Genomic DNA, 24,057 nt, shown 5'->3' with positions numbered 1-24,057 from the left:
TAGGCCGATACACTAGGTTGCGACCGCGTTGTCAAGCGATGTGGGGGAATTGCCGCTATTGTTGAGGGAAATGCGCACACTCAGGCGCCCAGATCGCTTGTGTTGAGCCACGGAGTGAGTTGATCAGGTTGATCGACGTGGCCTCTGCCAGATCAGTGAGGGTCAGCGTCGCCTCTTGCAACAGCCCCCTGTTCAGGCGGCTTTGCCGATACACACCCGCCAGCAGACCGGATGATAGCGGCGGCGTCAGACGGTCGCCGTCTGGGGTGGTGATGGAAATATTGGTGATCGTGCCCTCGCACACCTCGCCTCGTTCGTTCAGCATCACCGCCTCTTGCACACCCTCAGGCAATGCAGCGCGGGCCTGATCGTAGAGGTCGCGGCGGGTGGTCTTGTGGCGCAGCAGCGGATCGTCCGAGGGCAGGCGGATGTCCGATATGATGAATGTTGCGACGCGCCACGGATCCGGCAACGGCGCGGTTGTCAGATCAAGCGTGCCATCCTGCGCCAGGGTGAGGCGGCAGCGGAGGGGGGCATCGCTGGCAAGCGCATCCAGTTTCGCGATGAGCGCGGCCTCATCGAAGTGAAACCCCAATGCCTGTGCCGAGGCGGCAAGCCGCGCGATGTGCAACGCACGCCGCGCGATACCCTGACCAGGTCGGAACCCGAAGGTTTCAATCAGGCGACATTCGGGATCGAAGGCTGCACCATGTCCTGCGTCTGGGCGAAGCGGCTTTTCCATAGGGCTTCCTCATATTCCGATGCGGCGGTGCTGTCCCATACAAGGCCACCACCAACGTTCAGCCGTGCTTTGTCACCGTCCAGCATCACGGTGCGGATCGCCACGTTAAATTCGGACCGCCCATCCGGTGCCGCCCAGCCGATAGAGCCGCAGTAAATATCACGCGCCCAGGGTTCCAGATCCCGCAGGATCTGCATCGAACGCAGTTTGGGTGCGCCGGTGATCGACCCACAGGGAAACAGCGCCTCAAAAATCTGCGACAGGGTGGCGTCGGGGCGCAGATCAGCGATCACATGGGATACCATCTGATGCACGGTTGCGTAGCTTTCGACCTTGAACAGTTCGGGCACCTTGACGCTGCCCGCCTGTGCGACACGGGAAATGTCGTTGCGCAACAGATCGACGATCATCAGGTTTTCGGCACGGTTCTTTTCATCCGAGCTTAGGAACGCCTTGCGCCGCTGATCCTCTACCGGATCGGAACTGCGCGGTTGGGTGCCCTTCATCGGACGGGTTTCAATCCGGCCTTCTGCCGAGGTACGGAAAAACAGTTCCGGCGACCGCGACAGAATCGCCGGTCCACGTTCCGGCAGCACCAAGGCGCCGTAGCCCACAGGCTGCTGCGCCGCCAGCGTGCCATAAATCGCCTCAGCGGATCCGGTTGCAACTGCATCAATCGGGAAGGTCAGGTTGGCCTGATAAATGTCGCCTGCGCCGATGTAGTCATGCACCGTATGAAACGCCTGCGCGTAGCGGTCTGCATCCCAACGAGGTGTCAGTTCCGTCAGCTGCCCGCCAGTGGCCAAGGGTCCAGCCACCTGAGGGCCGTCATAGACACCGAAGCTAAGCAGCGGGAGTTCCCGGACGTCGGGCATCATTGGTGCCAGCCGATCCTCAAGCGCGCAGCCCAGTTCATAGGAGGCATAGCCCGCAACCCATTTGCCTGCAGCCAGCGCAGAATCAACAGCTGCAAGGGCGGTAGGCACATCATCTGCGTTCAGCGCGGTAATCACCGCGCTGGGGTTTTGAAACCAAACCGGCGTTGCATCCGGCCCTTTGTCCATTCTGATCTGCATTTTGCGTCTCGGTTTTGTGCCTTGGTCACGCCCAAGGTGCCCTCTGTGGCCTCCCCCTACAGGTATAGGGCAAGCACTGCAATTTGACAGGGCGCGTATGCGGCACATTACACTAGTTTTCCGAACCCTCTTGCGCCTTGGCCCGCGATGTCTATAACCCACGACAATTTGCGCGTTGGCGAGTCACCGCCAGCGTCCCCAGCTGCCCGCGACTTTGCCCCGCGAAACAATGAGGTCCGCCATGCCCAAAAGAACTGACATCTCCTCCATCATGATTATCGGCGCAGGTCCGATTGTGATCGGTCAGGCGTGTGAATTCGACTATTCCGGCGCACAAGCCTGTAAGGCACTGCGCGAAGAAGGCTACCGCGTGATCCTCGTCAATTCCAACCCGGCAACGATCATGACCGATCCGGGTCTGGCAGACGCAACCTACATCGAACCGATCACCCCAGAAGTGGTCGCCAAGATCATCGAAAAAGAACGCCCCGATGCGCTGCTGCCGACCATGGGCGGACAGACCGGCCTGAACACCTCGCTGGCGCTGGAAGAAATGGGCGTGCTAGAGAAATTCAACGTCGAAATGATCGGCGCGACCCGTGATGCCATTGAAATGGCAGAAGATCGCAAACTGTTCCGCGAAGCGATGGATCGTCTGGGCATCGAAAACCCCAAAGCCACCATCGTCACCGCCCCCAAGAAAGAAGACGGCAGCGCCGATCTGGACGCCGGTGTACAGATTGCACTGGATGAGCTGGATGAAATCGGCCTGCCCGCCATTATCCGCCCCGCCTTCACCATGGGCGGCACCGGCGGTGGCGTGGCCTACAACAAAGAGGATTACATCCACTTCTGCCGCACCGGCATGGATGCCTCGCCCGTGAACCAGATTCTGGTGGATGAGAGCCTGCTGGGCTGGAAAGAATACGAGATGGAAGTTGTGCGCGACAAAGCGGACAACGCGATCATCGTCTGTTCCATCGAAAACGTCGATCCGATGGGTGTGCACACCGGTGATTCGATCACCGTCGCCCCCGCGCTGACGCTGACCGACAAAGAATTCCAGATCATGCGGACCCACTCGATCAACGTTCTGCGTGAGATCGGCGTGGAAACCGGCGGCTCCAACGTGCAGTGGGCGGTGAACCCTGCCGATGGCCGTATGGTGGTGATCGAAATGAACCCGCGTGTATCGCGTTCGTCCGCACTGGCGTCCAAAGCCACCGGTTTCCCAATCGCAAAAATCGCGGCCAAGCTGGCGATCGGCTACACGCTGGACGAGCTGGACAACGACATCACCAAAGTGACCCCCGCGTCGTTTGAGCCGACCATCGACTACGTTGTCACCAAGATCCCGAAATTCGCGTTTGAGAAATTCCCCGGTTCCGAACCCTATCTGACCACCGCAATGAAATCGGTGGGTGAGGCAATGGCCATTGGCCGCACCATCCACGAATCGCTGCAAAAGGCGCTGGCGTCGATGGAATCGGGCCTGACCGGCTTTGATGAGGTGGAAATCCCGGGACTATCTAGCAAAGACTATCCAGTCATTCGTGGCGAGCAAGATATCTTGGAAATTTCGGCCCAGGATCGAGCTGCGATCATCAAGGCCATCGGCAAACAGACTCCTGACCGTATGCGCACCATCGCGCAGGCGATGCGTCACGGTCTGACCAACGCTGAAATTCAGAACGTCACCTCGTTCGATCCGTGGTTCCTCGACCGCATTCGCGAGATTGTGGATGCCGAAGAGGTTGTGCGCAAGGACGGCCTGCCGGTGACCGAGGCAGGTCTGCGCAAGCTGAAGATGATGGGCTTCACCGATGCCCGTCTGGCGATCCTGACCGGCCGGACCGAGGCAAACGTGCGCCGCGCCCGTCAGAACCTCGGCGTCAACGCCGTGTTCAAACGCATCGACACCTGCGCCGCAGAGTTCGAGGCGCAGACGCCCTACATGTATTCGACCTACGAAGCGCCCGCGATGGGCGACGTCGAATGCGAAGCACGCCCCTCTGACCGCAAGAAAGTGGTTATTCTGGGTGGTGGCCCGAACCGGATCGGTCAGGGGATCGAGTTTGATTACTGCTGCTGTCACGCCTGCTACGCGCTGACGGATGCCGGTTATGAAACCATCATGATCAACTGTAACCCCGAAACCGTGTCCACCGACTATGACACCTCGGACCGTCTGTATTTTGAACCGCTGACCTTTGAAAACGTGATGGAAATCCTGCGCGTTGAACAGGAAAACGGCACCCTGCACGGCGTTATCGTTCAGTTCGGCGGCCAGACCCCGCTGAAACTGGCCAACGCCCTGTTCGAAGAGGGCATTCCGATCCTCGGCACCTCGCCCGACGCGATCGACCTTGCCGAAGACCGTGAACGTTTCCAGGCGCTGGTCAACAAGCTGGAGCTGAAGCAGCCGAAAAACGGCATCGCCTCCACCGACGCGCAGGCGCTGGCCATTGCCGAAGAAATCGGTTTCCCGCTGGTAATCCGTCCCTCCTACGTTCTGGGTGGCCGCGCGATGGAAATCGTGCGCGATATGGCGCAGCTGGAACGCTACATCGCAGAGGCGGTTGTTGTGTCCGGTGACAGCCCCGTTCTGCTGGACAGCTACCTGTCCGGTGCCATCGAATGTGACGTGGACGCGCTGTCTGACGGCAAAACCGTACACGTGACCGGCATCATGCAGCACATCGAAGAGGCCGGCGTGCACTCGGGCGACAGTGCCTGTTCGCTGCCCCCCTACTCGCTGCCCGCGGATATTATTGCCGAGATCAAGCGTCAGACCGTTGAACTGGCCCTGTCGCTGAACGTGGTTGGCCTGATGAACGTGCAGTTCGCAGTCAAAGATGGCGAGATCTTCCTGATCGAGGTAAACCCGCGCGCCAGCCGAACCGTGCCGTTTGTTGCCAAGGCAACCGACAGCGCCATCGCCTCTATCGCGGCCCGTCTGATGGCTGGTGAGCCGATGGAAAACTTCCCCTTCCGTGGCGCCTATCCGGCGGATGCAAAACCCGGAACCCTGCCGATGGCGGATCCGATGACCCTGGCCGATCCCGACATGCCGTGGTTCAGCGTGAAAGAGGCCGTGCTGCCCTTCGCCCGTTTCCCCGGCGTCGACACCATTCTGGGTCCGGAAATGCGTTCGACTGGTGAGGTCATGGGCTGGGATACGTCGTTCCCGCTGGCCTTCCTCAAGGCGCAGATGGGGGCAGGCACCGAACTGCCAAGCGAAGGCCGCGTCTTCTTCTCGATCAAGGATGCGGACAAAACCGCTGCCTCGGCTCAGGCGGCACGCACGCTGGTTGAACAGGGCTTCTCCCTCGTGGCGACTCTGGGCACCAAATCGTGGCTGACCGAGCAGGGCATCGAATGTGAACAGGTGAACAAAGTCTACGAAGGCCGCCCCAACATTGTGGACGTGCTGAAAGACGGCGGCATCGCGCTGGTGATCAACACCACCGAAGGCGCGCAGGCGGTCAAAGACAGCTCCGCCATCCGCTCCGTCGCGCTTTATGACAAGATCCCCTACTTCACCACCGCCGCCGGCGCCCAAGCCGCTGCTGAAGCGATCAAGGCCCGTGCCGAAGGCGACTTCGCCGTGATGCCGCTGCAAGGCTGATCGGCCCTAAGGGCTAAAACAACAAAGCCCCCGCCAAATCGGCGGGGGCTTTTGCGTTCAAGGCGCGGCACTGTAGGAAACAGACGCTGCCGTATGGCCTGCTGCGCGTCAGTTCAGACGCTCTCTTCTTCCAGATGCAGCTTCATCTTGATCAGCACCTGCTGCAAGGCCAGCGTTTCGCGCAGCATGCGCTTGGCCTCGTTGATGCTGATCACCCCGTCCTCAATCGATTGATTGTATTCCGCCATCAGCATCGCAAAACGCTGGCTCAGCAGGATCACATCGGAATTGATCCCACCGGAACCTTCGGAATTACGCCGCTCTTCGTTCAGTGACAGGGTGATGCCATTCAACTCAGCCAAGGCACTGGTCACATGAGGGAAGGACGCAGCCTCTTCCAATGCGGCAACTGCATCCACCGGCATGAAGCGATCCGCGTGTTCAGCATGGTCGGAATAGTAGCGGCCCAGCGTGGCCTTGGATTTGCCCGTCAGTTGGCAAGCGGCCTCGATCCCGACGTCCTTAACCAAGGCTTCGGTGTGTTTCTTCAGATACCCGGAAACGACTGACATGACTGCCCCTTTTACTGCCCGTCATACATGTACCCATGCATATCGGGGAAAACCCACGTTCCTTTCCCATTAAACCGCCCACCGGATTTTGTCATTTATTAATGCACGCAAGGCGGCCCTGCCGGAACGTTACGCCTCTCCCTCGCTTGGGTCGTAACCAACGCTGTGTCGGTTTGTGCGTAACCAGTGGTGGCTGATTTTTTGTTTCATGTGCTGCCGGAGTAACCAGTATGCGCTCTTTCGTCCACGAGAGCGGCAAAGCGTGTTGGCAATCGACCGGGGATCATCCCCAATGCGGCCACGTTCCGCGCCCCGGTCGGGCAGACCCGAATTATCGAAATTTCTCTGCGATATGGGTCTGTCTTGCCACGGTTGCGCGGGCACGATCAAAAGCCGCTTGAAACCGCAGCGACGGACGGCGATAGAACCTGTCATGGCCAAGCTGTATTTCAACTATTCCACCATGAATGCGGGCAAGTCGACGGTGCTACTGCAAGCGTCGCACAACTACCGCGAACGCGGCATGCAGACCTATCTGATGACCGCACAATTCGACAATCGTGCTGGCGAAGGCTGCATCGCCAGCCGCATCGGCATCAGCGACAAAGCGGACACATTCGCTCCGGGCGAAGACCTTTACGCCAAGCTGTCGGCGCGTCTGGCGGAGCAGAAAGTCGCCTGCATCTTCATTGATGAGGCACAGTTTCTGGAAAAGGACCAGGTCTGGCAATTGGCCCGCGTGGTCGACGACCTGAAAGTGCCGGTGATGTGCTACGGTCTGCGCGTCGATTTCCGCGGCGAGCTGTTCCCCGGCTCCGCCGCGCTGCTGGCGCTGGCAGATGAAATGCGCGAGGTGCGCACCATCTGTCATTGCGGCAAGAAGGCCACGATGGTGGTCCGCATGGGGTCTGACGGCAAAGCGCTGCACGAGGGCGCACAGGTACAGATCGGCGGCAATGAAACCTATGTCAGCCTGTGCCGTCGCCATTGGCGATCGGCGATGGATGGCGAACCGATTGTCGGCTGAGGCGTTTTCTAGCCCAGAAAACGCAGCCACACATTGGCACCAATGTGTCCTGCCACAAACGAAAACGGCGCCCCAAGGGCGCCGTTTCTGCGTTCAAATCAGATTGATCAGGCTTTCTCGACGATCACCGAACCGACCGAATAGCCTGCGCCAAAGGAACAGATCAGGCCGATATCGCCCTTTTCCATATCGTCGGAGTATTTCGAAAACGCGATGATCGAGCCAGCCGAAGAGGTGTTGGCGTAATCCTGCAGAATGTTGGGCTGTTCACCCTCTTCCGGCACGCGGCCCAGCACCTTGCGACCAATGAAATCATTCATGCCCTTGTTCGCCTGATGCAGCCACATACGGCGCAGATCCTCAGGCTTGCGGCCTTCCTCGCTCATGTGTTGCAGGATGTGGGCGGATACCATCGGCACCACCTCTTTGAACACTTTGCGGCCGTTCTGCATGAACTGCATATCGCGGCGATCAGCAACACCATCAGGGCGGGTGCGACGCAGGAAGCCGTTGTTGTTGCGGATGTTGTTGGAAAATTCGGTCGCACAACGGGTCGAATGCACGATGAAATGATCACCCTGCGCATCCTCGGCCCGCTCAATCACCACGGCGGTCGCCACATCACCAAAGATGAAATGGCAGTCGCGGTCGCGCCATTCCAAGTGGCCCGAGGTAATCTCGGGGTTCACAACAATCGCGCATTTCACCGAGCCAGAGCGCACCATGTCCGCCGCCGCCTGAATGCCAAAGGTGGCCGAGGAACACGCAACGTTCATGTCAAAGCCAAAGCCGCCCGCGCCCAGCGCCTGCTGAATCTCAACCGCAATCGCGGGATAGGCGCGTTCCATGTTGGAACAGGCACAGATCACCAGATCCACATCCGCCCCCGTACGGCCCGCAGCCGCCAGCGCCTTGTTGCAGGCGTCCATGGCAATCTCGGTCATGATGCCCGGTTCATCATCGCTACGCTGACGGAACTTCGGGTACATGCGGGTGGGATCCAGCACGCCCTCTTTGTCCAGTACGTAACGTTGTTCGATGCCGGATGCCTTAACGATAAACTCGCTCGAGGAATGCGCCTTGGCCTCCAGCTCACCCGCTGCAATCGCCTCTGCGTTTTCGGCATTGTAAAGGTCAACGTAGGCGTTGAAGCTCTCGACAAGTTCGTCATTGGTGATGACGTTGGACGGGGTGAAAACCCCGCTTCCGGTAATGGCTGGCGTATACATGGGATCCCCCGAAAAAACTGGGTTATAGATCACCCCAACGGCACCAAATGGTCAAGAGTTGCCGCTGGGGAACTTCGGCTCTATTCGGCCTGTCTAAACAGCATTTGCGGGGGTTTCTCCGGCAAAAAACGCCTGCAGATTGTTCAATGCCATCAGCCCCATATCAGACCGCACCTCTTCGGCAGCGGTGCCCAGATGCGGCAGCAGGGTGACGTTTTCCAATTGGCGCAATGCCTCTGGCACCTTGGGTTCAAATTCATAGACATCCAGGCCTGCACCAGCGATCTGCCCCTGTTGCAGTGCCACAATCAATGCCGCCTCATCCACCACATCACCACGGGCGATATTGATGAAATGTGCGTGCGGCTGCATCGCGCCAAAGACATCTGCACCGATCATATGATGTGTATCTGGCCCGCCCGGAACCGCGACGATAACCACATCGGCCTGCGCCGCGAGTTCATGCAACGGAAGCTGTTGAGCGGGGAAATCCACCGTTTTGGCGGATCTGTTGGCGTAGAGCACATTCATGCCAAATCCGTAGTGACACCGCCGCGCAATCGCCTGACCGATGCGGCCCATGCCGATGATGCCAACGGTTTTGCCACTGACATGCAGGCCCAGCATCTGGGTGGGATGCCAGCCAGTCCACAGGCCCGCGCGCACCAACCGTTCACCTTCGCCAGCGCGGCGGGCGGACATCAGCATCAGGGTCATCGCCACATCCGCAGTGGCGTCCGTCACAGCCCCCGGCGTGTTGGTGACCGTCACCCCATGCCCGCGGGCAGCCTCCACGTCGATATGATTATATCCAACGCCGAAGTTTGCCAGAATGCGGCAGCGCGGACGGCCAAATTCGGCAAAAATCTCGGCACTGAACCGATCACCGAGGGTGGGCATGATCCCATCATAAAGCGCAAGTGCGGAGCGCATTTCCGCATCTGACATTGGCGCATTGCTGTCGCGCCATTCCACGTCAAACAATTCCTCTGCCCGCGCACGCACAGCGGCGGGCATTGGGCGGGCGATCAATACACGGGGCGGATTGGCGCGGGCGCGGGTTGTGGCAGTCATCAGTGCATCCTCCCGCCCAGCGGCACTTCCTGATCGGGCGACAACAGCACAATCCCGCCCTCAGCATCTGAAACACCCAGAACCAACACCTCGGACATGAACCGCCCGATCTGACGCGGTGGGAAGTTTACCACCGCCATCACCTGTTTGCCGACCAACGCCTCTGGCGTGTAGTGCGCCGTGACCTGTGCCGATGTCTTCTTCTCGCCAATTTCGGGGCCGAAATCGATCCACATCTTGATCGCGGGCTTGCGCGCCTCTGGGTACGGCTCAGCGCGGGTCACACGACCGGCGCGGATATCCACCTTGAGGAAGTCGTCGAACGTGATGTCATCAGCCACGGGCCAGCTCCTTTGATCGTTTGACCGCGGCATCGACCGCACGGGCCAGCAGATTAGGGAAGCCGTTACCTTCGTCCATCAACACCTCCAGCGCGGCCTGCGTGGTGCCATTGGGGCTGGTCACGTTGATGCGCAGTTGCGTCGGATCTTCCTCCGCCACCTCGGCCAGTGCACCTGCGCCGCCGACGGTGGCCTTGGCCAACTGCATTGCCAGATCGGCAGGCAGGCCCTGTGCCTGCCCCGCCTGTGCCAGCGTTTCAATCAGGTGGAACACATAGGCGGGGCCAGAGCCGGAAACGCCGGTCACTGCATCAATCTGATCCTCGGTTTCCAGACGTACCACCTGACCGATGGCGGCCAGCAGTTGATCCGCCAAGTCAAGCGCGGAGGCGCTGACATGGGGGTTTCCGATGATCGCGGTGATGCCACGGCCAATCGCAGCGGGTGTGTTGGGCATCGCGCGCACGATCGGTGTTTGTTCGCCCAACACCGCTTCAAACTGCGCAATCGGTGTGCCTGCCGCAACCGAGACAAAGACCGTATTGCCATTGCCCATCGCCGCCAGTGTCGGCAGTGCCTCGCCCATCATTTGAGGTTTCACGGCCACCAGAACGATGGCGGGATCTGCAGGCAGGTCAGTGTTGATGTGAACGCCCGTGCCTTGCAGCCAGTCCGACGGGTAAGGGTCCAGCACATGAACTGAGGTGGCGGGCAGCCCATCCTTCAGCCAACCGGCCAGCATCGCCGACCCCATCTTGCCACAGCCCAAGAGTACGAGGCCCTTATCGGCCAGATGCTGCATATCCATGATTGCCCCTTTGATCAGATGTCTTGGGGCGAAGTGTTACGCGCGACCAAAGGCCTCTGCAATGGCGACTTGGATCGCGTCCTGTGGCGTCCGCCCGCCCCAGACCAACAACTGCATAGCCGGGTAATAGCGCTCGGCGTTCGCCACGGCGGCGCCGATCATCATATCTACCTGTTCCGCGCTGGCATCCTGACCACCGGCCAACAGCAGACCATAGCGGAACACCATCAGGTTCTGCTCTTCCCAGAAAGTAAAGCTGCCGGACCAGATCTGATCATTGATCGCATTCAGCATTTCGTAGATCGCGGGCAATTTGTCCTTGGGCGGTTCCATCTCGAACGTGCAGATAAGGCGCAGCGCCTCTTCTTGTTCAGACCACGCAAGGGTCAATGTGTAGGTGCGCCATTGCCCTTCGACCGCCATAGCGATCTGATCTTCGGCAATGCGGTCAAAATCCCACTGGTGATGTTCCGCGATATATTCGACGAGGTCGATCGGGTGCATATCTTCACCGATGAACTGCTCTGTCAAAGCCATCTTTTCACCTCACGCAACTGCTCGACATACAAACCAGCTACTTCGCTGCGGGCCTGACGGCGCACGGTTGTTTGATGCCTGTTCTAAATGGTCGGTGAATAGCCCCCGACATTACCAGATATGGTGCCTGTGATGGTGAATCCTGTAAACCCCCACCCTTGGGGATAACCGCAATAAGTTGTGGATGAATTGAATCTAAGCGCGATAAGCTGTGGGTATTTGGGCAAAGACCCGCCAATGCACAAAGTAAAGGCGCCCCCGAAAGGTCGGGCGCGCCCTATATTCTTAACACCGAAACAGGCGGCGTTTATTTCTGAGCCGCTTCCAGCGCATCCAGACGCGCCTTCAGCGCCTCGTTTTCCTCACGGGCTTTCTGCGCCATGGCGCGCACGGCGTCGAACTCTTCGCGGGTGACGAAATCGCGGTCTGCCAGCCAGCGATCCATCATGCTTTTCATCGCGTTTTCCGCTTCGTCCTTCGCGCCTTGGGCCACGCCCATCGCGTTGGTCATCAGCTGCGACATATCATCAAGAAACTTGTTGCGGGTCTGCATCTGGCTCTCCACCGTTACCAATTGTCCCTTGGGTTATGGGACGTGTAGAATTTCCCCCTATATGGGACGGAACGCGGCGGTTCACAAGGTTGACTTCACCCACCCCCCAGAGGCACAGAGACGCACATGCAGGCAATGATCCATTTCCCGAACCTCTCGCCCGAGATTTTTTCAATCTCCCTCTTTGGCATCACCTTCGCGCTGCGCTGGTATGCACTGGCCTATATCGCGGGCATTCTGGTCGGCTGGCGGCTGATCAACATGGCGGTGTCGCGTCCACATCTGTGGCCGGGTGACGCCGCGCCGATGACCAAATCGCAGGTCGAGGATTTGCTGACGTGGATCATCCTTGGCGTCATTTTGGGCGGACGTCTGGGCTATGTGCTGTTTTACCGACCCGCCTATTACATCGACAATCCCAGCGAGATCCTGATGGTCTGGCAGGGCGGCATGGCGTTTCATGGTGGTTTCCTAGGCGTTGTGGTCGCTGCGTGGATTTGGGCCGGACGCCAGGGGGTCAATCGCCTCAGCCTTGGGGACAGTCTGGCGCTGGCGGTGCCAACGGGGTTGCTGCTGGGCCGTGTGGCCAACTTCATCAATGGTGAATTGTGGGGCCGCCCGACGGATGTGCCGTGGGGCGTCGCCTTCCCCGGACCATCAGCACAAACCTGCGAAGGGGTGGTTGGGCTATGTGCACGCCACCCGTCGCAACTATACGAGGCGGCGCTGGAGGGTTTGATCCTTGGCACGCTGCTACTGGTCCTTGCCTTCCGCCGTGGCGCGCTGAAGGTGCCGGGTCAGTTGATGGGGCTGTTTGTGGCAGGCTATGGGCTGTCGCGGTTCATCGTTGAATTTTTCCGTCAGGCCGATGATCAGTTCATCACGTTGGATAATCCGATGGGCTATGTGATCCAGATGGGGCCTGCGGGCGTCACCATGGGGCAGCTCTTTTCGCTGCCGATGTTGCTGGGCGGAATCGCGATCATGATCTGGGCCCGCAAGCGTGCCCGCACAGGGGCAATCGCATGAGTGCAATGCTGGGTCATCTGCTGGAACGGATCAACGACACCGGTCCGCTAACCGTCGCTGATTTCATGGCGGACTGCCTGCTGCACCCGACCCTTGGCTATTACACCACCCGCGATCCCTTGGGCGTCACCGGCGATTTCACCACCGCGCCAGAGATTAGCCAGATGTTTGGCGAGTTGGTCGGTCTGGCGCTGGCACAAAGCTGGCTGGATCAAGGCGCACCCAATCAGATTGTTCTGGCCGAGGCCGGACCGGGGCGCGGCACCTTGATGGCCGATATACTGCGCGCCACCCGCGCAGTGCCGGGGTTTCATGCCGCGCTGAGCGTACATCTGGTAGAAGCGTCACCCATTCTGCGCGCCAAGCAGCAAGAGATGCTGGCAGGCCACAGCGTCACATGGCACGACAGTATCGCTGACCTACCCGAAGCACCGCTGTGGTTCGTTGCAAACGAGTTTTTTGACGCCCTACCGATCCGCCAGTTCATCCGTGATGGTGAGGGTTGGCGCGAAAAGCGAGTGATCGCGCAGGATGGCGATCTGGGCTTTGCCCTTGGCGGCATCGCACCGGTTGCAGCGCTGGAACACCGTCTGGACGACACAGAAACCGGCGACATGGTCGAGGTCTGTACCCCCGCCGCGCCACTGGCCGCCGAACTGGGTCGTCGAATCGCAGACCACGGCGGCGCGGCGCTGATTTTCGATTATGGCGGCTGGCGCAGCCAGGGCGACACGCTACAGGCGGTGAAAGCACACCAAAAGGTGAACCCGCTTGCTGGCCCCGGTGAGGCGGACCTGACCGCTCATGTGGATTTTGAAACACTGGCCAAGGCGGCAGCGCCTGCCGCCCATACAGGCCTGACCACACAGGGCGTTTTTCTGGAACGCCTTGGCATCACTGGGCGGGCGCAGGCACTGGCGGCACGCGCAACAGACGCTGCGCTGGATGATCTGGTGGCGGCACATCGCCGCTTGACGCACCCTGATGAAATGGGGACGCTCTTTAAGGTGCTGGGCCTGTATCCAGCGACGAAGACACCCCTACCGGGATTTGACGTATGACACTGGACATTCTGACCTCTGACCTGCTGGCGCCGATGCAGCATGGCTTCTTCACCCGTCGCGGCGGCGCATCCTCCGGCGTGTTTGAAGGGCTAAACTGCGGCCAAGGATCCAGCGATCAGACCGAAATTGTCGAAATCAACCGCGCCCGTGTGGCCGAGGCGATGGATGTCCCGTTGAGCCATCTGGTGACAGTGCATCAGGTGCATTCGGCAGATGTTGCCATTGTCGAAGGTCCGCAGGACGAAAAGCCCAAGGCAGACGCCATCGTCACCGCCACCCCCGGTCTGGCGCTGGGGATTCTGACCGCGGATTGCCAGCCGGTCCTGTTCAGCGATGCCCATGCTGGCGTCATTGGGGCAGCGCATGCAGGGTGGCGCGGTGCGGTCGAGGGGGTGCTGGAAAACACCGTAGCCGCGATGGAGAGCCTTGGCGCGAAACGCGAAAACATCCATGCGGTTGTCGGCCCCTGCATCAGCCAGCGTGCCTATGAGGTCGGGCCAGAACTGCGCGATCAATTCATCGCACAGGACGCAGCAAACGCCCGCTTCTTCGCCCCCGGTCGTGGTGATCGTCACCAGTTTGACCTGCCTGCCCTGGGTTTAGCCAAGCTGCGCGCTGCTGGCGTGGGGCAGGCCCAATGGTCCGGCCACTGTACATATAGCGACCCGATGCGATTCTATTCCTACCGACTCGCCACGCACCGCGAGCAGGCTGATTACGGCCGGCTGATTTCCTGCATCCGCCTTTGAGGGCGGAAAAGTGAAACATCCAACCACATTTTAGCCATGCAACGTGCTGCAACCTTAGGCAGCACGCTAAATTTTCACATACTTCCCAGTGCAATAGCAGAAACGCACCAACAAATTTCGCAATCACAAAATTGCCCCATTTGCCCCGACACCTGCCCCATCTTGGCCCCAATGGATCGCCATATTGGGCTCAACCAAGGCGCGGAACAAACCCGCACCGCCCACAAATTCGAGTGAGCAGGAGTAACCAAGATGAAACGTCAGAAACGCTGGATGAAATCCGTAATCGCCACGTCGCAAACCGACCTGCCCACGCTGCCTTGGGCCGCGCGCAAGGCAACTTCAGCGGCGCCCAAAACGGTGACCAAGAAAGCCGCCTAAGTGCCCCCTTGAGCCCTGCTCATGTACTTAGCTGACCCCCATCTCTCCTGTCACAAGCTTTTGTAACGAGTGATGTAAGTACCCAAGTAAAGGGCCGCCCCAACTGGGGCGGTCTCTTCCCTTCACGGATCGGCACCCCTCTGTTGTTTCGGGGCCCCATCCACCTGGCGTTCGCACCAAGGGAACGTTGGTTCTATGTAAAGAGTTGTCGTTTTGAACAGTATCACACCAGCGGACATGATCCGCGCGCCCTATCCCCCAACAACTACCAAATCTCGCATTCTGAAACCACAGGCTGCAGCGAAACGCCCACCGCTGATGCGCCGATACGAATGCCTGACAGCACGCTCTACCAACCCCCTAATCGCCCCCGCGCTGCCCCTGCTTGAGGCAGCTTTTTCCGCATTCGCCCGTGGCACTGTATTCAAAACCAGCAACGGTCCCTGCCCAGTCGAAGATCTGATGCCGGGCATGATGCTGGACACGGTTGATCACGGGCTGCAGCCGTTAGTGTGGCGCGGGATGATGAACATCGTGCCGAACACCCCCACCGATCACCCCGAAAGCCAGCAATTGACCCGAGTGATGCAAGGTTCCTTCGGGTTTGCCCGACCAGAGTCGGACCTGATGCTGGGCCCCGCAGCTGAAATCGTGCGCCCTGCATCACCCGACAACACACCGAACCTCAGCCCTGCGGCGGATCTGGTCGATGATCACTCGGTGTTCCGCACATCGCCGCCATCAAGCGTGCAGGTGTTCCACCTGATGTTGCCGCGCCAATGTGGGTTGATCGCCAACGGGGTGCAGTTGGCCAGCTATCATCCGCCGCTGGAACGGGTGCGCCTGCTGGGACCGAATATGAAACAACTGTTCATGTCCTTCTTCCCACATATCAAACGGCCGGAGGATTTCGGTCCTGCCCTACGCAACGAAAAATCCTCGTCACGGGACGCGGATCTAAACTGGGCTTAAATATTTAGGAAATGTGGGACGCCTTAGGCCATACGGCTCAGGCGCTCCTCTAGTACCTCGAAGGGCACACCGGGTTCATCCTTGGCGCTGCGGATCACCAGCGAGGTTTTGACCGACGCCACGTTTGGTGCTTTCAGCAGATCACCAGTGAGGAAGGTTTGGAACGTGCTGAGGTCAGGCGCCACGCATTTCAGGATGAAATCCACCTCGCCGTTCAGCATGTTGCATTCACGAACCAGCGGCCAATCGCGACAACGCGCTTCAAACTCGCTCAGATCGCTTTCGGCCTGCGACTGCAGACCCACCATCGCGTAGACCTGAACCTCAAAGCCCAGTTCGCGCGAATCCACCTCTGCATGGTAACCTTTGATATAGCCCGCCTCTTCCAGCGTGCGCACACGGCGCAGGCAAGGCGGAGCAGAAATGCCGACGCGCTTGGCCAACTCTACGTTGGTCATGCGGCCATCCGCCTGCAATTCAGCCAGGATTTTACGGTCGATCGGGTCCAGCCGCGCAGCAGACATAAAGCACTCTCCTTTGATGGCATTCTTATAGCACCCGCCAAATCACGCGCAACATTATTTCGCGCACCGGAATGCACCTTTGCGAATCTTTGAAATTTCCTGCGCTAACATCGTGCATTCTGGTGCTTTCAGGGATTTGATCGCCCTGCAGCCGACATTCCGTGACAGGGGGCTTTTCTGGTGCGGGTGCCTTGTCTATATGCGTTTGGGACTGAATTACTGATACGAGAGGGCCCAGATATGGCCGAAACACGTCACACCAAGGTACTGATCATTGGGTCGGGTCCGGCGGGCTATACCGCTGGCGTTTACGCCGCGCGCGCCATGCTGTCGCCGATCCTCGTCCAAGGGATCGAACCGGGCGGTCAGCTGACCACCACGACCGAGGTGGAAAACTACCCCTCCTTCGTTGAGGTTCAGGGCCCCGAGCTGATGATGAAGATGGAAGAGCATGCCCGCGCCATGGGCACCGAGGTGATCGGCGACATCATCACCGATTTGGACACCACCACCCGCCCCTTCACCGCCAAGGGCGACAGCGGCACCGTCTACACCGCCGATGCGGTTATTCTGGCCACCGGCGCGCGCGCCAAATGGCTGGGTCTGGAAAGCGAAGAGGCCTTCAAAGGTTTCGGCGTTTCGGCCTGTGCGACCTGTGACGGCTTCTTCTACCGTGGTCAGGAAATCGTCGTGGTCGGCGGCGGCAACACCGCTGTCGAAGAGGCGCTGTTCCTGACGAACTTTGCCTCCAAGGTGACGCTGATCCACCGCCGCGATGAACTGCGCGCGGAAAAGATCCTGCAAGATCGCCTGATGAAGAACGAAAAGATTGAAACCCTTTGGTTCCACGAGCTGGAAGAGGTTGTCGGCGACGACAACCCCAAAGGCGTGACCGGCGTGAAGGTGAAACACACCCAGACCGGCGAGATTTCCGAGGTGCCATGTAAAGGCGTCTTCATCGCCATCGGCCACGCACCGGCGAACGAACTGGTGAAGGATGTCCTGGAACTGCACAACGGCGGCTACGTTCAGGTAACCCCCGGCACCACCGAAACCTCCATCCCCGGTATCTTTGCGGCGGGCGATCTGACGGATCACAAATACCGTCAGGCTGTAACCTCGGCCGGTATGGGCTGTATGGCGGCGCTGGATGCGGAACGCTTCCTCGCCGAGCAGGAGTAAGCACCGTGGCGCATGATTACGCCCAGCAGAAGGCCGAAACACTTTCGGCCTTCGCGGATCTACAGGCGGCCAACACCCTGCCCGATGTGGCGGATCTGGAACTGTTTTTTCTGCCCGCGAAACCTGCGCAAGACTGGCAACTGCTGGCCAATGCGTTAGCCGATCTGGGCTTTGCCTGCGAATGGATCGACGCCGATGGCGATGATCCGGCCACATTACTCGCCGTGATGGAGGATCAGCCTCTCTCTGCCTCATCTATTTGGATGGTCGAAGAGCTGGCAACGCGCGCTGCGATTGAAAACGGTTTCACCCCCGACGGCTGGGGTTTTGCCGCAGACTGATTTGTCGGAACAGTGTCCCACACCTGCCAAAAGGTGTGGGAAACCTGCCTTAACTGGCCTTTTTCCCCAAAAATTGCACATTTTACTCTTTGTTGCGCCGCAGGTCTGTGCGATGCGTTCATTCGTGAACACAAATTGAGTCGTGAGTAGAGTCGCCCGTATGACCGCCCTGCAATCCCAACCCACCGCCGCCGAGGAGGACATGCTGTTCCGCCTGCTGCGCCAGCTGGACATCGCCCCAGATGCCACCCAGCGCGCCACGGCAGAGGCTTTGGGAATTTCGCTGGGCCGGTTGAACACCCTACTGCGCACCACCGCCGAACAGGGGCTGATCCAAATCTCTGCCCGTGACGGCCCTGACAAAAGACAACGCTTCGCCTACGCAATCACCGCACGCGGCGCAGCAACCAAGAACAGGCTGACGGATCAATTCCTAAAGCGGAAATTTGCAGAGTACGAAGCTCTGCATGCAGAACTAACAGGCACCACCAGCGGCCTGGTCCCATTCAAGAGTAGGATGCAAATCATGCAAAACAATCTGGCCCCCATCCCAGAGCTCTACGTTTCATACGACAGCGCCCAGAAACTGAAAATCGAAGCAGCTGATCTGGTCAGCTGGGATCTGACCCCGCGCCAGATCTGCGATCTGGAACTGCTGATGAACGGCGGCTTCAACCCGCTGAAGGGTTTCTTGACCGAAGAAGACTACAACGGCGTGGTCGAAAATATGCGTCTGGCCGACGGCAGCCTGTGGCCGATGCCGATCAACCTCGACGTAAGCGAAGAGTTTGCCAGCTCTCTGAAAGAAGGTCAGGACATCGCCCTGCGCGACCAAGAGGGCGTGATCCTCGCCACCATGACCGTCACCGACAACTGGGTCCCGAACAAAGCACGCGAAGCTGAAAAAGTCTTCGGCGCCGATGACGATGCGCACCCCGCGGTGAACTACCTGCACAACACCGCAGGCAAGGTTTATCTGGGCGGCCCCGTGACCGGCATCCAACAGCCCGTTCACTACGACTTCCGCGCCCGTCGCGACACCCCGAACGAGCTGCGCGCCTACTTCCGTAAAATGGGCTGGCGCAAAGTGGTTGCGTTCCAAACCCGCAACCCGCTGCACCGCGCCCACCAGGAACTGACCTTCCGCGCCGCACGTGAAGCACAGGCAAACCTGCTGATCCACCCCGTTGTGGGCATGACCAAACCGGGCGACGTTGACCACTTCACCCGCGTGCGCTGTTACGAGGCGGTTCTGGACAAATACCCGCAGGCCACCACCTCGATGAGCCTCTTGAACCTCGCTATGCGTATGGCTGGCCCGCGCGAAGCGGTATGGCACGGCCTGATCCGCGCCAACCACGGCTGCACCCACTTCATCGTTGGCCGCGACCACGCTGGCCCCGGCAAAAACTCTGCCGGTGAAGACTTCTATGGTCCTTATGACGCGCAGGATCTGTTCCGCGAGTATCAGGATGAAATCGGCATCGAAATGGTCGATTTCAAACACATGGTCTACGTGCAGGAACGCGCCCAGTACGAACCAGCTGATGAGATCGTCGATAAGGATGACGTCACCATCCTGAACATTTCCGGCACCGAACTGCGCCGCCGTTTGGCCGAAGGTCTGGAAATCCCTGAATGGTTCTCCTTCCCCGAAGTTGTGCGTGAACTGCGCCGCACCAAGCCGCCGCGGTCCAAGCAGGGCTTCACCGTGTTCTTCACCGGCTTCTCCGGCTCCGGCAAATCCACCATCGCCAACGCACTGATGGTGAAGCTGATGGAAATGGGCGGTCGTCCCGTGACCCTGCTGGATGGTGACATCGTGCGTAAAAACCTGTCGAGCGAGCTGGGCTTCTCCAAAGAGCACCGCGACCTCAACATCAAACGCATCGGTTATGTGGCATCCGAGATCACCAAAAACGGTGGCATCGCGATCTGCGCCCCCATCGCCCCCTATGCGACCACCCGCCGTCACGTACGCGAAGAGATCGAGCAGTTCGGTGCCTTTGTTGAGGTACACGTTGCCACCTCGATCGAGGAATGCGAACGCCGTGACCGCAAAGGCCTCTACAAGCTGGCGCGCGAAGGCAAGATCAAGGAATTCACCGGCATTTCGGATCCCTATGACGTGCCTGCCAACCCCGAACTGTCGGTCGAAACTGAAAACGTCGAGGTGGACAACTGCGCCCATCAGGTTCTGCTGAAGCTGGAATCCATGGGCCTGATCTCCGGCACTTGGGGCTAATTCGCCTGATATAGACACTAAAAAGCCCCGCCATTTTGGCGGGGCTTTTTTGTTGCGCTAGGCCATGACCTCCCGCCGCTCGGCCAAGGCCTGCCGGATGATCTGCACTGACGAGGATAGGAACAGCGCAGCCATTACGCCCGCGACGATCACATCCGGCCAGCCGGTGCCGCTGCCCCAAACGCCAAGGGCTGCAAACATCACCGCCACATTGCCAATCGCATCATTGCGCGAACACAGCCAGACCGACCGCACGTTGGCATCGCCATCCTTGTAGCGCATCAACAACAAGACCGATGCAAGGTTCACCGCAAGCGCCATCAGGCCAACAACCCCCATAATCTCGGCCTCTGGCACACCCAGATACAGCACGCGGTAAGCCGTCGATCCAAAGACCCAGGCGCCCATCACCATCAGGCTGATGCCCTTACCCAGTGCCGCCAGTGTACGCACCCGTATGGACGCCCCGATCACGGCCAGCGAAATCCCATAGGTCAGCGCATCGCCAAAGAAATCCAGCGCATCCGCCTGCAGGGCCTGCGATTTAGCCATGTGACCGGCGGTCATCTCCACCGCAAACATCGCCGCGTTGAGGAGGATCACAATCCACAAACGCCGCTTATACGCCAACGACATGCCATCAAACTTGGCCCCTTGCCCACAACACCCTGCCATCTCTGCCTCCTTGAAACTCTCACCGTCTCAACATAATTTCTCTAGTAGCTAGAGGTTCAAGAGGTTTCTCAAGATGTTTTCTATTGGTGCCCTCAGCCGTGAAACCGGCGTCAAAGTGCCCACGATTCGCTACTACGAAGAGCGCGGCCTGATCGACGCGCCCCTGCGCACAGCAGGCAACCAACGCCGCTATGGGCATGCGGAGTTGGAGCGACTGGGCTTTATCAAACATGCCCGCGATCTGGGGTTTTCGATTGAAGCGATTGAGGCGCTGATTGACCTACAGGATCACCCCGACCGGTCCTGCACCTCCGCCAATGAAATCGCCGCCAAACAACTGGTCGCCGTGCAGGAAAAAATCGCCCGCCTCAAACGGCTGGAGGAAGAACTGCAGCGCATCACCCACGGCCCCTGCGGCGATGGATCCAGCGCGGATTGCTATGTTCTGGCCTCCCTCGCCAGCCATAAACACTGCAAAGGCGAGCACTAGGCCCGCCTCCTCACAAAGTCTGCTTTCTCAAAGACAGGGGCAATGCCCCAAAATCTGTCACGCTGGTCACTGCTAGTGCAGCGTCACCGGATCCAGATCGTTTTTGCGCGCCAGATCAAAGGCCAGCTCACGATCCCCGACCAAGGCCAGCTGTTCACCGGTTGGGCGCGACACCTCATATAGGACATCGCGCGAACCGGCCTGATCCTGCACCTCTGGGGGCAGGTCGGCCACACGGACGGCACGCACATAGACCAGTTGCGCTGCACGGTCGCCCGCGACTGTTTCTGGCAGATACTTGCTATCCATATGTTACCCTTTCCGAATGTTAATCGTCTGCACCACTGTTTCCGGCTGAATGCGGGACAGATCCACATGCAGCAGGCCATTTTCCATCACCGCCTCGCCCACTTCGACGCCATCGGCCAGAACGAAGGAGCGCTGGAACTGACGCGCCGCAATCCCACGATGCAGGAACACGCGCCCTTCGCTGTCGTCCGACTGACGGCCGCGGATGACCAGCTGCTGATCCTCGACGGTGATAGCAAGATCATCTTCGCCAAAACCGGCCACGGCAAGCGTGATGCGATAAGAATTCTGTGAAGTTTGTTCGATATTGAAGGGCGGATAGCCTTCGTTTCCGGATTTCGCATTGCGTTCCAGCAGGCGTTCCAGCTGGTCAAATCCCAGAAGATAGGGGTGCGTCCCCAAGGTGAGCTTTGTCATCGACACGTCCTTACGATCAAGCGACTGTGAGCGGGTTGCACGCATAGTGCCAACCACCTGAATCAGGCCCCATTTCGGCGACCTTTCTACGAATATGGGGAGGCAAGTGAGCCTGCGCAAGGCCTTTGCCTAGCAGCAGATTTCCGGTATCATTGCATTCCAACCCCGATTGCGAGGCCCGGCCATGAATATCACCGCCGACATTTCCATGAAAACCGACGATGTTCTGCGCGTAGAGCTAGAGGTTTTTCGTCAGGAACACCGCGATCTGGACGTGGCTATCAAGGCCTTGCAAGAGGTGGGCACCGCCGATCAGCTGACAATCCAGCGGCTGAAGAAGAAGAAACTGCGCCTCAAGGACATGATTGCCATAATTGAGGACCGTTTGACCCCGGATATCATTGCATAATTCACCAAACCCTCTATGGTGCGCGCTTCCTTCATCTGGGGACGCTAAATGACACAGATCCAAGTAGGCATCATCATGGGCAGCCAATCTGACTGGCCCACCATGAAAGAAGCCGCTGATATTCTCGACGAATTGAACATTCCTTACGAGGCGAAGATCGTCTCGGCCCACCGGACGCCTGACCGGCTGTGGGACTACGGCAAGAAAGCCGTGGACCGTGGCCTGCACGTGATCATCGCGGGCGCAGGCGGTGCGGCGCACCTGCCAGGCATGATGGCCAGCAAAACCCGCGTGCCGGTGATCGGCGTGCCGGTTCAGACCAAAGCGCTGTCTGGTGTGGATAGCCTCTACTCCATCCTGCAAATGCCGCGTGGTTTTCCTGTTGCCACCATGGCCATCGGGGCTGCAGGTGCAAAGAACGCAGGCCTGATGGCCGCTGGCATTCTGGCCAATAACAACGCCGATATCGCTGCACGGCTGGACGCCTGGCGCGATGCGCTGTCGGCCTCGATCCCGGATGAACCTGTCGATGAGTGATATGCTGAAAACTGGTGCCACCATTGGCATTCTGGGCGGTGGGCAACTGGGTCGGATGCTGTCTGTAGCCGCCTCTCGCCTAGGGCTGCGCACCCATGTGTATGAACCCAGCGCCAACCCACCTGCGGCGGATGTGGCCCACCAGCTGACCACCGCCAGCTATGAGGATGAGGCCGCCCTGCGTGCCTTTGCCGAGACTGTGGATGTGATCACTTACGAGTTTGAGAACATTCCCACCTCGGCCCTTGATATGTTGGAATCGCTGCGCCCGATCCGTCCGGGCCGCGAGGCGCTGCGCGTCAGTCAGGATCGCCTAACGGAAAAGACCTATCTGGCCGCATTGGGCCTGAAAACCGCACCTTTCGCCAATGTCGAAAGTGCGGAGGATCTGGAACAGGCGCTCAGCACGATAGGTGCGCCGTCGATCCTGAAAACCCGTCGCTTTGGCTATGACGGCAAGGGCCAGTCGCGCCTGAAATCGGCTGAGGATGCGGCGCAAGCGCTGGCTGATATGGCTGGTGCGCCTGCGGTGCTGGAGGGGTTCGTGAACTTCAGCCATGAGGTGTCTGTCATTGGCACCCGCAGCGCGGATGGGCAGGTCGCCTGTTTTGATCCCGGCGAAAACGTGCACCGTGATGGCATCCTGCACACCACCACTGTGCCTGCACGCCTGAACGCATCGCAGCGGATGGATGCGGTTTTGCTGACTGCCAACATCCTCAACGCGCTGGATTATGTCGGCACTATGGGGGTGGAGCTGTTCGTGACGCCCGAAGGGCTGATCGTGAACGAGATCGCGCCGCGCGTGCACAACTCCGGTCACTGGACGCAGAACGGCTGCGCGGTGGATCAGTTTGAACAGCACATCCGTGCGGTTGCAGGCTGGCCGCTGGGCGATGGCAAGCGTCACAGCGATGTGGTGATGGAAAACCTGATCGGTGACGATATGGACCGTGTGGGTGACATCGCACTGGAACCCAACGCCGCACTGCACCTTTACGGCAAGGCCGAGGTGAAAGCAGGCCGCAAGATGGGCCACGTGAACCGCGTGCAAGGCGCGGTGAAGGGTTAAAGCTCTTAAACATAAACGTATCGCCCGACCGTTAGGTCGGGCTGCGCCTGCCTGCCCCATTGGCAGGCGCATTC

27 protein-coding genes are annotated in these 24,057 nt (G+C 59.3%); 14 read left to right on the top strand and 13 right to left on the bottom strand.

The window, feature by feature from the left end; all coding sequences use genetic code 11:
• Positions 1-55: 55 nt before the first annotated feature.
• Together TM5383_RS00645 and TM5383_RS00640 are read right to left on the bottom strand one after the other, a co-directional pair.
• Positions 56-742 carry an aminotransferase class IV family protein gene (locus TM5383_RS00645; RefSeq protein WP_058317120.1) on the bottom strand — a complete coding sequence of 229 codons (687 nt, stop codon included), beginning with the start codon at positions 740-742 and terminating at the stop codon, positions 56-58.
• Positions 679-1,818 (bottom strand): aminodeoxychorismate synthase component I, encoded by a 1,140-nt coding sequence (locus tag TM5383_RS00640; protein WP_058317119.1) that lies wholly within the window; start codon positions 1,816-1,818, stop codon positions 679-681. Before TM5383_RS00640 ends, TM5383_RS00645 begins: the two co-directional genes overlap by 64 nt.
• Before the next feature lie 241 nt (positions 1,819-2,059).
• Here TM5383_RS00640 and carB point away from each other — a divergent pair, with 241 nt between their 5' ends.
• The gene (gene carB, locus TM5383_RS00635) at positions 2,060-5,446 is read left to right on the top strand and encodes a carbamoyl-phosphate synthase large subunit (protein WP_058317118.1); all 3,387 of its coding nucleotides are present in this window, start codon (positions 2,060-2,062) and stop codon (positions 5,444-5,446) included.
• 113 nt (positions 5,447-5,559) lie between these two features.
• On the opposite strand, the gene TM5383_RS00630 is transcribed toward carB, so the two are convergent.
• Positions 5,560-6,018 carry a hypothetical protein gene (locus TM5383_RS00630; protein ID WP_058317117.1) on the bottom strand — a complete coding sequence of 153 codons (459 nt, stop codon included), beginning with the start codon at positions 6,016-6,018 and terminating at the stop codon, positions 5,560-5,562.
• A gap of 433 nt (positions 6,019-6,451) precedes the next feature.
• On the opposite strand from TM5383_RS00630, the gene TM5383_RS00625 reads away from it, so the two are divergent.
• The gene (locus tag TM5383_RS00625) at positions 6,452-7,045 is read left to right on the top strand and encodes a thymidine kinase (protein WP_058317116.1); all 594 of its coding nucleotides are present in this window, start codon (positions 6,452-6,454) and stop codon (positions 7,043-7,045) included.
• Between the two features lie 107 nt (positions 7,046-7,152).
• On the opposite strand, the gene TM5383_RS00620 is transcribed toward TM5383_RS00625, so the two are convergent.
• From TM5383_RS00620 to TM5383_RS00595, 6 genes are all read right to left on the bottom strand, one after another.
• Positions 7,153-8,274: a beta-ketoacyl-ACP synthase III gene (locus TM5383_RS00620; protein WP_058317115.1), complete on the bottom strand. Its 1,122-nt coding sequence runs from the start codon at positions 8,272-8,274 to the stop codon at positions 7,153-7,155.
• 93 nt (positions 8,275-8,367) lie between these two features.
• On the bottom strand, positions 8,368-9,348 hold the full coding sequence (locus tag TM5383_RS00615) for a 2-hydroxyacid dehydrogenase (RefSeq protein ID WP_058317114.1): 981 nt from the start codon (positions 9,346-9,348) through the stop codon (positions 8,368-8,370).
• The gene (locus TM5383_RS00610) at positions 9,348-9,722 is read right to left on the bottom strand and encodes a tRNA-binding protein (protein ID WP_058317113.1); all 375 of its coding nucleotides are present in this window, start codon (positions 9,720-9,722) and stop codon (positions 9,348-9,350) included. The genes TM5383_RS00615 and TM5383_RS00610 overlap by 1 nt, the downstream gene beginning before the upstream one ends.
• Positions 9,682-10,497, bottom strand: coding sequence for a pyrroline-5-carboxylate reductase (gene proC / locus TM5383_RS00605; RefSeq protein ID WP_058317112.1), 816 nt, complete (start codon positions 10,495-10,497; stop codon positions 9,682-9,684). Before proC ends, TM5383_RS00610 begins: the two co-directional genes overlap by 41 nt.
• Before the next feature lie 36 nt (positions 10,498-10,533).
• The gene (locus TM5383_RS00600) at positions 10,534-11,034 is read right to left on the bottom strand and encodes a type III secretion system chaperone family protein (RefSeq protein ID WP_058317111.1); all 501 of its coding nucleotides are present in this window, start codon (positions 11,032-11,034) and stop codon (positions 10,534-10,536) included.
• 307 nt (positions 11,035-11,341) lie between these two features.
• On the bottom strand, positions 11,342-11,587 hold the full coding sequence (locus TM5383_RS00595; protein ID WP_058317110.1) for an accessory factor UbiK family protein: 246 nt from the start codon (positions 11,585-11,587) through the stop codon (positions 11,342-11,344).
• Positions 11,588-11,713: 126 nt separating this feature from the next.
• Between TM5383_RS00595 and lgt the strand changes: the two genes are divergently transcribed.
• The 5 genes from lgt to TM5383_RS00575 all read left to right on the top strand — a co-directional run bounded on the left by lgt (position 11,714) and on the right by TM5383_RS00575 (position 15,782).
• A complete protein-coding gene (gene lgt / locus TM5383_RS00590) occupies positions 11,714-12,616 on the top strand; it encodes a prolipoprotein diacylglyceryl transferase (RefSeq protein ID WP_058317109.1) in 903 nt (300 codons plus the stop codon).
• Entirely contained in the window at positions 12,613-13,677 is a 1,065-nt protein-coding gene (locus tag TM5383_RS00585) for a class I SAM-dependent methyltransferase (protein WP_058317108.1), read from the top strand. The genes lgt and TM5383_RS00585 overlap by 4 nt, the downstream gene beginning before the upstream one ends.
• A complete protein-coding gene (gene pgeF / locus TM5383_RS00580; protein WP_058317107.1) occupies positions 13,674-14,429 on the top strand; it encodes a peptidoglycan editing factor PgeF in 756 nt (251 codons plus the stop codon). Before TM5383_RS00585 ends, pgeF begins: the two co-directional genes overlap by 4 nt.
• 252 nt (positions 14,430-14,681) lie before the next feature.
• Entirely contained in the window at positions 14,682-14,810 is a 129-nt protein-coding gene (locus tag TM5383_RS17060) for a hypothetical protein (RefSeq protein WP_268807767.1), read from the top strand.
• Between the two features lie 318 nt (positions 14,811-15,128).
• On the top strand, positions 15,129-15,782 hold the full coding sequence (locus TM5383_RS00575; RefSeq protein ID WP_159438571.1) for a Hint domain-containing protein: 654 nt from the start codon (positions 15,129-15,131) through the stop codon (positions 15,780-15,782).
• Positions 15,783-15,805: 23 nt separating this feature from the next.
• Here TM5383_RS00575 and TM5383_RS00570 read toward each other — a convergent pair whose 3' ends face one another.
• Entirely contained in the window at positions 15,806-16,306 is a 501-nt protein-coding gene (locus TM5383_RS00570; protein ID WP_058317105.1) for an Lrp/AsnC family transcriptional regulator, read from the bottom strand.
• A 240-nt stretch (positions 16,307-16,546) separates the two neighbouring features.
• Between TM5383_RS00570 and trxB the strand changes: the two genes are divergently transcribed.
• The 3 genes from trxB (at position 16,547) to TM5383_RS00555 (ending at position 20,074) form a co-directional block, all read left to right on the top strand.
• Positions 16,547-17,488, top strand: coding sequence for a thioredoxin-disulfide reductase (trxB, locus tag TM5383_RS00565; protein ID WP_058317104.1), 942 nt, complete (start codon positions 16,547-16,549; stop codon positions 17,486-17,488).
• Between the two features lie 5 nt (positions 17,489-17,493).
• Positions 17,494-17,829 (top strand): ribonuclease E inhibitor RraB, encoded by a 336-nt coding sequence (locus TM5383_RS00560; protein ID WP_058317103.1) that lies wholly within the window; start codon positions 17,494-17,496, stop codon positions 17,827-17,829.
• Between the two features lie 160 nt (positions 17,830-17,989).
• Complete coding sequence (locus TM5383_RS00555) at positions 17,990-20,074, top strand: bifunctional sulfate adenylyltransferase/adenylylsulfate kinase (RefSeq protein ID WP_058317102.1); 2,085 nt, start codon at positions 17,990-17,992, stop codon at positions 20,072-20,074.
• Between the two features lie 57 nt (positions 20,075-20,131).
• Here TM5383_RS00555 and TM5383_RS00550 read toward each other — a convergent pair whose 3' ends face one another.
• Positions 20,132-20,749: a cation efflux transmembrane domain-containing protein gene (locus TM5383_RS00550; protein WP_058317101.1), complete on the bottom strand. Its 618-nt coding sequence runs from the start codon at positions 20,747-20,749 to the stop codon at positions 20,132-20,134.
• 73 nt (positions 20,750-20,822) lie between these two features.
• On the opposite strand from TM5383_RS00550, the gene TM5383_RS00545 reads away from it, so the two are divergent.
• Positions 20,823-21,239 (top strand): MerR family transcriptional regulator, encoded by a 417-nt coding sequence (locus TM5383_RS00545; RefSeq protein WP_058317100.1) that lies wholly within the window; start codon positions 20,823-20,825, stop codon positions 21,237-21,239.
• A 72-nt stretch (positions 21,240-21,311) separates the two neighbouring features.
• Here TM5383_RS00545 and TM5383_RS00540 read toward each other — a convergent pair whose 3' ends face one another.
• Both TM5383_RS00540 and TM5383_RS00535 read right to left on the bottom strand, forming a co-directional pair.
• Complete coding sequence (locus TM5383_RS00540; RefSeq protein WP_058317099.1) at positions 21,312-21,548, bottom strand: DUF1150 family protein; 237 nt, start codon at positions 21,546-21,548, stop codon at positions 21,312-21,314.
• 3 nt (positions 21,549-21,551) lie between these two features.
• Positions 21,552-21,965 carry an Hsp20 family protein gene (locus tag TM5383_RS00535; protein WP_058317098.1) on the bottom strand — a complete coding sequence of 138 codons (414 nt, stop codon included), beginning with the start codon at positions 21,963-21,965 and terminating at the stop codon, positions 21,552-21,554.
• 184 nt (positions 21,966-22,149) lie between these two features.
• Between TM5383_RS00535 and TM5383_RS00530 the strand changes: the two genes are divergently transcribed.
• The 3 genes from TM5383_RS00530 to TM5383_RS00520 are packed head-to-tail and all read left to right on the top strand — an operon-like array spanning position 22,150 to position 23,983.
• Complete coding sequence (locus TM5383_RS00530) at positions 22,150-22,374, top strand: YdcH family protein (protein ID WP_058317097.1); 225 nt, start codon at positions 22,150-22,152, stop codon at positions 22,372-22,374.
• Between the two features lie 48 nt (positions 22,375-22,422).
• Positions 22,423-22,911 carry a 5-(carboxyamino)imidazole ribonucleotide mutase gene (gene purE, locus TM5383_RS00525; protein ID WP_058317096.1) on the top strand — a complete coding sequence of 163 codons (489 nt, stop codon included), beginning with the start codon at positions 22,423-22,425 and terminating at the stop codon, positions 22,909-22,911.
• On the top strand, positions 22,904-23,983 hold the full coding sequence (locus TM5383_RS00520; RefSeq protein ID WP_058317095.1) for a 5-(carboxyamino)imidazole ribonucleotide synthase: 1,080 nt from the start codon (positions 22,904-22,906) through the stop codon (positions 23,981-23,983). Before purE ends, TM5383_RS00520 begins: the two co-directional genes overlap by 8 nt.
• The last annotated feature ends 74 nt before the right edge of the window (positions 23,984-24,057 follow it).

Source organism: Thalassovita mediterranea, assembly GCF_001458435.1.
GTDB classification, from domain to species: Bacteria; Pseudomonadota; Alphaproteobacteria; order Rhodobacterales; family Rhodobacteraceae; genus Thalassobius; species Thalassobius mediterraneus.
Note: the sequence above shows the minus strand (reverse complement) of the source record. Positions and strands in the feature narration are given on the sequence as shown.